The sequence below is a fragment of the Enterobacter sp. D2 genome (assembly GCF_034427575.1).
In the GTDB taxonomy this organism is placed as follows: Bacteria; Pseudomonadota; Gammaproteobacteria; order Enterobacterales; family Enterobacteriaceae; genus Enterobacter; species Enterobacter cloacae_M.
The window spans coordinates 128,909-137,001 of the sequence record NZ_JAXQPP010000006.1 but is presented as its reverse complement, the minus strand read 5'-3'; the positions used below and the strand labels follow the sequence as shown (position 1 = coordinate 137,001).

Annotated in this window: 5 protein-coding genes; 2 read left to right on the top strand and 3 right to left on the bottom strand. The window is 53.3% G+C overall.

Features of this window, described 5'->3' with window-relative positions; all coding sequences use genetic code 11:
• Window positions 1-312 precede the first annotated feature (312 nt).
• Window positions 313-1,266 (top strand): nickel/cobalt transporter, encoded by a 954-nt coding sequence (locus SPG90_RS20175; protein WP_126304318.1) that lies wholly within the window; start codon window positions 313-315, stop codon window positions 1,264-1,266.
• A 33-nt stretch (window positions 1,267-1,299) separates the two neighbouring features.
• Here the strand turns inward: SPG90_RS20175 and proP are convergent, their stop codons facing one another.
• Window positions 1,300-2,802, bottom strand: a complete 1,503-nt coding sequence (proP, locus tag SPG90_RS20170; RefSeq protein WP_045355283.1) for a glycine betaine/L-proline transporter ProP — start codon at window positions 2,800-2,802, stop codon at window positions 1,300-1,302.
• Window positions 2,803-3,451: 649 nt separating this feature from the next.
• On the opposite strand from proP, the gene kdgT reads away from it, so the two are divergent.
• Complete coding sequence (gene kdgT / locus SPG90_RS20165) at window positions 3,452-4,444, top strand: 2-keto-3-deoxygluconate transporter (RefSeq protein WP_023310099.1); 993 nt, start codon at window positions 3,452-3,454, stop codon at window positions 4,442-4,444.
• A gap of 44 nt (window positions 4,445-4,488) precedes the next feature.
• Here kdgT and SPG90_RS20160 read toward each other — a convergent pair whose 3' ends face one another.
• Both SPG90_RS20160 and crfC read right to left on the bottom strand, forming a co-directional pair.
• A complete protein-coding gene (locus tag SPG90_RS20160; protein ID WP_033144442.1) occupies window positions 4,489-5,364 on the bottom strand; it encodes a diguanylate cyclase regulator RdcB family protein in 876 nt (291 codons plus the stop codon).
• On the bottom strand, window positions 5,361-7,715 hold the full coding sequence (crfC, locus tag SPG90_RS20155; protein ID WP_045402414.1) for a clamp-binding protein CrfC: 2,355 nt from the start codon (window positions 7,713-7,715) through the stop codon (window positions 5,361-5,363). The genes SPG90_RS20160 and crfC overlap by 4 nt, the downstream gene beginning before the upstream one ends.
• Between the last annotated feature and the right edge of the window lie 378 nt (window positions 7,716-8,093).

Genomic DNA, 8,093 nt, shown 5'->3' with positions numbered 1-8,093 from the left:
TTACGCTTTCCTCTTTCAGAGTCAACCCGTTATTTCAGGATTTTTTCTCTTCAACCGAACCGCTTGTTGTGTGAAGTGATTCACATCCGCCGTGTCGATGGAGGCGCATTATAGGGAGTTCTCAGCTGGCCGCAACCGCTAAATGTCAGAAAAATGACTGACTGCTGCATTCCACAGCAAAACCCCGTCTTATACCCTTTTATGCACAAAGTTATCCACAATCATGAGCGGATCACGATGCGATCCCACGAATTGAGCGAGAAGATCAACTATACTAGCGGCAAATATTCTCCTCAGTGCAGGCCCACCCTCATGACCACACAACGCCTCGCCCGCGACTGGCCTCTCCCTACAGCAGGGGTGATGCTGCTGGCACTCCTCTTTGCCGGTTTTACCCTGCATGCGCACTGGAACGCCTTTATCCAGTGGTGCCTCGCCACGCAAATTACGCTGCACCGCTATCTGGTGATGTATCTGCTGCAGCTTAATAATCACCAGTACAGCGGCGGATTATGGCTGTTAACAGGGGCTTTCCTTTATGGTGTCCTTCACGCCATCGGACCCGGACACGGAAAGTTCATCGTAACGACCTATCTGACCACCAATAAGGAAAGCGAGCTGGCCGCCCGGGTCGTCCCCTTCCTGGGTAGCCTGATGCAGGGCGTCAGCGCCATTCTGTTTGTCTTTATTCTGGCGGTGGGGTTTAACCTCGCCTCCGGAGATATCAGTACCAGCCGCTGGTACGTGGAGAAGATAAGCGCAGTGCTTATTGGTGCATTCGGTGCTTTTGTCATTTATCAGGCGCTGAAGAGCCTGCGCCCGCGCAGGATGTCTATCTCCGCCATCAAGCCTCTTCATCAGCACGATGAACACTGTGGCTGCGGCCATCACGGCGTAGGTACAGACCTGACGCAGGGCGACTGGAAAACCCGTCTGGGCGTGATTCTGGCAATTGGCGCACGCCCGTGCAGCGGGGCGATCATGATTCTGATGTTTTCGAATGCGCTGGGCATTGTCACCTGGGGAGTGGCCGCGGTCATGACCATGTCTTTGGGCACCGCACTTTCTATTGTGGGGCTTTCCCTGGCTGTACGTTACGCCCGCGAGCGCACGGTGACCTGGTTCGGAGAAAGCGCATCATTAAGATGGCTGGTGCCAGCAGTCAAAATAGCCGGAGGGATAGTCCTGATCCTGTTTGCGACGGTGCTGTTCCTGACGGTGATCCCCGTCAGCGCCAATGGCGACTACATCGCTGCCGGATGCTAATAAAAGAAAACCCGCCGTTGGCGGGTTTCTTTATTACTCGTTGATGCGTGGATGCTGGTCCACCAGTCGGGAGCGTTTTTTCTGCAGCTCTTCAATCTCTGCGTCAATATCCTCAATCTTCTGCTCTACGTTATCGTAGTGCTCGCGCAGGATCTCTTTCGCTTCCTGGATGTCAGACGCCGCAGGCGTTGCGCCTTTCAGAGGGCGATTCGCCGTCTCCTTCATGGTAAGACCGGTAATCAAACCAATCACCGCAATCACCATCAGGTAATAAGCCGGCATCATCAGGTTCTGCGTGCTCTCGACCAGCGAGGCGGCAAGCGTCGGGGTCAGACCGGCAATCAGCACCGAGATGTTAAAGGCCGCGGCCAGCGCGCTGTAGCGAATATGCGTCGGGAACATCGCGGGCAACGTTGAGGCCATCACCCCGATAAAGCAGTTAAGGATCACCGCCAGCATCAGCAGACCGGCAAAAATCAGCCCCAGCACATCACTGTTAATCAGAATGAATGCCGGAATTGCCAGAGCAAACAGCGCAACGCTTCCCAGAATAATGAACGGTCGACGACCAAAACGGTCACTCAACAGACCCATAATCGGCTGCACAAACAGCATACCCACCATGATGGCGATAATAATCAGCACACCGTGATCTTCCGAATAGTGCAGGTTATGCGACAGATAGCTCGGCATGTAGGTCAAGAGCATGTAGTAGGTCACGTTGGTCGAAATCACCAGACCAATACAGGTCAGCAGGCTGCGCCAGTGCTTAGTGGCAATCTCTTTAAACGACACCTTCGGACCATCCTGCAGCCCTTCGCGGTCACCCTGCTCAAGTTTATCGACGTGCTGCTGGAAGGCAGGCGTCTCTTCCAGCGCATGACGCAGGTAGAGGCCAATAATCCCCAGCGGCAATGCCAGGAAGAACGGAATACGCCAGCCCCAGTCGAGGAAGTTATCTTCACCCACCACGGTTGAAATCAACACCACGACGCCCGCCCCCAGGACAAACCCGGCAATCGAGCCGAAGTCCAGCCAGCTTCCCATAAAACCGCGCTTACGGTCCGGGGAATACTCGGCAACGAAGATCGAGGCACCGGTATATTCACCGCCTACGGAGAAGCCCTGGGCCATCTTACAAATCAGCAGGAGAATGGGTGCCCAAATGCCGATGGTGGCGTAAGACGGTATAAGGCCGATACAGAATGTACTAATCGACATAATGACGATGGTGATGGCCAGGATCTTCTGACGACCATATTTATCGCCGAGCATACCGAAGAACAGACCGCCCAGCGGGCGAATCAGGAAGGGAACGGAGAACGTACCCAGTGCGGCGATCATCTGCAGGCTGGGATCGGCCCCGGGGAAAAACACTTTACCTAACGCATAGGCCACAAAGCCGTAGACACCAAAATCGAACCATTCCATCGCATTACCGAGCGAGGCTGCGGTAATCGCTTTACGCAGCTTTGCGTCATCAATAATGGTGACGTCGCGAAGCGTGATGGGTTTAATCTTTTTCCTTCTCAGCATAGCTATCCTCGTTGACTCGGCCCTGTCTGTTTCACAGTCCAGTTAGCGTTCTGTGAACCATGGGATCCGCTCCATGCGAATCGCCTTATTCAAGCGTAGCAGGTTTACTTACATTGACGTTTTACGTCGATACAACCGAACCTGTTGACGCCTGCCTGGGCAGTTAATGACCTTTTTACCCTACCAGCGTTTATATTTGTGATCAACTTCACACATATTTTCGCGTCTCGTCAACTCAGTCCAATTTTTGTCAAGGAGTGCAAATAAGCACTTCCTTACCCCCACCTAAAGGACATCCTCCCGCGCGTCATTATTTCTTTCTTAACGGAAAAACAAACCACGTTAATTCACATCAGGTTTACATAAATTTTCATCAACAGGAACCGGCCTCAGGTTTTACATTGAATATGTGATACGGATAACTAAAACAGTGTTTTATTTTCATTGAATCAGCATTCCAATGATCGCATCATAAATCCGAATTCAGCGTTTTATGTGTTTCAGAAAAAGGTTAATTGAGAGCACGCATTTAATTTTGTTGCAGGGCTTTCGAAAAAACACCGCAAGCAATACGAGCAATCGATTGAATTTATTGACTAATTTCTAACACCTATCACCCGTCCTGCGGGATCCGATGTGAGGTTTGTCTATGAAGATCAAAGCCACGATAGAACGTATACCCGGCGGCATGATGCTGGTTCCGCTGGTGCTGGGCGCCATCCTGAATACTCTTGCTCCCGATACCGGAGCCTATTTCGGTGGTTTCACAAAAGGCATGATAACAGGCACGGTTCCCATTCTTGCCGTCTGGTTTTTTTGTATCGGCGCATCCATTAATTTGCGGGCAACGGGGACAGTATTACGGAAATCCGGAACGCTGGTGATAACCAAAATAGCGGTAGCCTGGGCGGTGGCAATGATATGCGCGATGTTCATTCCGGAGAATGGAATTCAGACCGGGTTCTTTGCGGGTTTATCGGTCCTGGCGATTGTCTCGGCAATGGATATGACCAACGGCGGATTGTACGCCAGCCTGATGAACCAGTACGGAACGAAAGAAGAGTCCGGCGCATTTGTGTTGATGTCTCTGGAGTCCGGCCCATTGATGACGATGCTGATCCTGGGGTCTGCTGGCCTGGCCTCGTTTGAACCGCACCACTTTGTCGGCGCAATCCTGCCCTTCCTGGTCGGTTTCGCCCTTGGCAATCTCGACCGCGATCTGCGTGATTTCTTCAGCAAAGCCACGCCGGTGCTGATCCCGTTCTTCGGTTTCGCACTGGGGAACACCATCAACCTGAAGGTCATTCTCGATACCGGCCTGCTGGGCATTGTGCTGGGTGTCGCCGTGATCGTCATCACCGGTATTCCGCTGATTATTGCCGACCGCGTAATCGGAGGAGGAAACGGCACGGCCGGCGTCGCCGCCTCTTCAGCCGCGGGGGCTGCTGTTGCAAACCCGGTGATTATCGCCCAAATTAACCCGGCCTTCGAACCGGTCGCCGCTTCAGCGACGGCACTGGTTGCCGCGAGCGTAATTGTCACCGCGATTCTGGTCCCCATCATCACGGCGCTGTATGCGAAACGCTACGGGAATATGCAAGAGACCCTGCCTGAACCGAAGCCGATAGAAATGAATCATTAACACACCGCACCATTCCCTCTCCCGACGGGGAGAGGGTGAGGGATTTACCCAAAAATCTCTTCCACCATCCCGTCCACCAGCCGTTTTGCCGAACAGAGCCTCGGCATGCCCAGCGCGACGGTCTGCCAGTTTTGCGTCACTGACCAGCTCACCGGATGTTGATCCGCCTGACACCAGTCCCCCAGCCAGCCCAGCATGTCTTTATGATCGATTAAACCCGGAGAGGCCGGCGTTGTCAGCCACTGGTGATAGAAATGGCGGGTCGTGGGGGACGCATTGATGCCCTGTGCCAGATAGTTAGCCGCCATGCTGCGCAGGTTATCCTTAAGCATTGCCGCCACATCTTCATTCGCGAGGCGGCATGCGTCACCAAATGCCCCCCAGCGCAGCTCTTCCAGCACGATAAAACAGCGCCCTGCCAGCGACCAGCCATCATAATGCCCGGCCCGCCAGCGGGTAAAAATCTGCTCGCTGTGCTCACCCGCCTGCACCGTCAGCCCGCGCTGGGTTAGCGCCTTCTCTTTATATGCGGCGCGTTGGGTAAAATGAGAGGCGAGTTCAGCGTACTGCTGCATCAGCCCCGGGGACTGCTGGGCGCGCGGGTGAGTCTGCTGGCGCAAAGCAATCAGTTTCTCTGCCATCAGCGTCAGCGCAAGATGGCCCGGGTCAAGCATGCCGGCCAGTTTTTCCGCCAGCCCCAGGCGCAGCGCTGCATTTTCATTGAGCATACCCGCCATCGCCCAGGGGCGTAGCCGGGTATGCGTCATGATTTCCTGAGTCAAACGCTCACGAAACTGAAGCTGTTGTGGTCCCAGGTGAGGATGACGCGCCGCGTCCACTCCCTGCACCAGATCGACCATAAATTTTGGATTAATACACTCCAGCGTTCGCCCGGGACCGTCCAGTAGTGGTGTTGTCATGGTTGCTCTGCCGCGAATAGAGTTTGAATATCATCGCGTAACAGTCGGGTATCTTCCTGTATCCACGTCGCAGTCGTAATACTTTGCTTCAACAGCTGGCAGAGCGCTCGGGTTGAATGCTCATTCTGTTGACGTACTGCGAGGCTATCACGCAAGCTTTCCTGTAACCCGGTCAGGCACAGCGAAAATTCTGCAAAGAACGTCGCCATTCCTGCCGTAACAGAGACATCGACCTGCGCGGACAAAGCTTTACGTATTTGTTCACAAAACAGCTCAATATGTTGCTTAAATTTGTCATGCAGCTGCGCAATATCGATAACATAGCGCGTGCGCGTTTCCACATACTCATCCCAGCCCCAGCCCGGATTATTGAGCCAGCGAGAGACAGTTTCTCGCATGCTGCTCCCGCCTGATGGCGGACCTGCCAGGCTGGCATCCTGCGCTATCGCATCGTTAAACAGCGCCCGCGTGTTGAAGTTGAGCTGGTGAGCCTGAAACGCCGGGAAACTGATTCGCGCCCGAAAACCCGCATGGCTCAGATGCTCTTTAATACGCGTTTCGATGGGGCGCATGGCTTCGTTCAGGGAACGCGCCAGCGTAGATTCAAGCTGGTCGAAGCGTAACGCCAGCTCCCGGCAGATTTTCGTCTGTGCATCCAGCATCACCCGTTCGCAGGAGGAGCGGATTTTACTTAGCGCGATCTGCGCCTTCCCTTCATCGTCCAGAACCAGCTGCTTCAGCTCGTTCGGCTCGTCACCGTGAGGGTTCTGCCGATCGATGCCAGCCAAATCAAGAATATACTGAGCGCTGAACACCTCGCCAATCGCCTGGTTAAGCGCGGTTTTTTGCGCTCCCATAAAGTCCGCGGTGGCGTTCAGCGCCTCCTCAACTTCATGTTTCACCTCATCGCTCACCACGCTCTGACGCGTCTGGAGAAGCGCCATATCCTCTTCCAGACGTGCGATATTCAGTTCCAGCGCCTCAAAGGCAACCGTCAGCCCCTGATAGCGGAAGTCGAGGTACTCCCGGGCATTTTGTGCGTAGTTGAGCAGCTTATGCGAGGCCGAACGCAGCGCGTAAAGCGAGGCATTGGCATAGGCGGCATAAATCAGCTTGCGTATCGGTTGTTCGAAAAGCGAATCTTCCCAGAGCAAATCGGCAGAATGACGAATATGGTCGATATCGTCCAGGTCCGCCGTGCGCCAGCGACGCCCAAGCGCCGCTTCGGCAAAGTCCTGCACCCAGGGTTGCTCGTGATGATCCGGCAGTTGTCCGTGGGTACTCATCTCGTAGCGAGCGCGGTTTGCCAGATAGGCCCACATGGACGAAACGGGGTAGATCTGGCCAGGCGAAATATTGCCTTTCATTAAGGTGCCGGAGATCATCGCCCGGATCTGCTCTTCATCGTCGCTATTGCGATCTTTCTGATCGAATTTATTGACCAGGGCATACAGCGGCACGGATTTTCCCGCCGCAGAAATGGCCTGGCGGACTTCTTCATCAGAGATGGATTTAAGCTGGGTATAATCCATCACGGCCAGCACCGCCGACGCGCGGGACAACTGCTCGCTGAGCATTTTTTGCAGATGCGGCTGTCCGGCCTCATTCGGCCCGGGCGTATCGAGCAGCGTCAGCTGTCCGAGGTGAGCATCCAGACCCGCAAGATGCACGAACTCCACTTCAATCACCGGAATGTGTTCGATGGCGGCATATTCAGAGAAGGGAAACTCCACCCCTAACGCCTGGGAAAGCCTCACCAGGTCGTTGAGGCTTTTCAGACAATGAAATATCGGCTGAGCGCCCAGGTGATGCTTCTCAAAAGCCTCTCCTTTTTCAATGCGCTCCAGCAGCGTATTCATGTCTTTATCAATTTCCAGATGCTGAGCCAGCTTTCCGCGATCGTAATCGCATAGCTTTTTCTGAAGCAGTTGAATCAAATCATCAATGGGCGAGGCATGTGAGAAATGCAGCACCGGCTCCTTCTGGCCCGGCGTGTGGCGAATCAGGGTCGGGAGCGCCGTCATCGGACGATTGCGGTTCGGCAACACTTCGGTCCCTACAATCGCATTAATGGTGGTCGATTTTCCCGCTTTCATGGTGCCCACAATAGCCAGGACCATTTCCAGCCGGGTTATTTTTCGTAATTCATTATTCAGCATCGCCTGCTGCGCTTCGACACCGCGCGCGCTAAAATGCAAAGGTAAAACGTTGTTCTTTTCACCCGTAATAGCAGCCGCGGTGCTCTCCAGCATCGCAGTCGGCATTGATTTCAACGTATCAAGGTTTTGCAGGGCGAGCTGTAACAAACGCTCAGCTTCCTGGCTTAATTCAAAAATGGTCTGTGTGTGCATGATAAAAGCCTTTCCTTAACGCAAATTTATTACTTTTATTAAGCCACTGGTATTAATTATGTTGTTCAGGCTTATATGATCACGTGTGGAAAACATGTTCGCCGAAATATAACTGATTGATGATAATCAGAAATAATTCACTATCCTTGCATGGCGTGTATAGCTCCCCTCCTGGCCTGAAGGCCAAAGGAAAAAAGCGTAGCCCAATTTTAAGAAACTTCAGGATATATCATCATTATTTACCCACCTAAAAAGAGAGGTAATACGCCCCTGCCAAAAGATATGGATGGCAGCGAAGTCAGGAGATAAATAACAATGTGTCGCTTCACCTTATCCGAAATGAAGGAGCGTAGCAATTTGCTGCAATAAAATATTCGA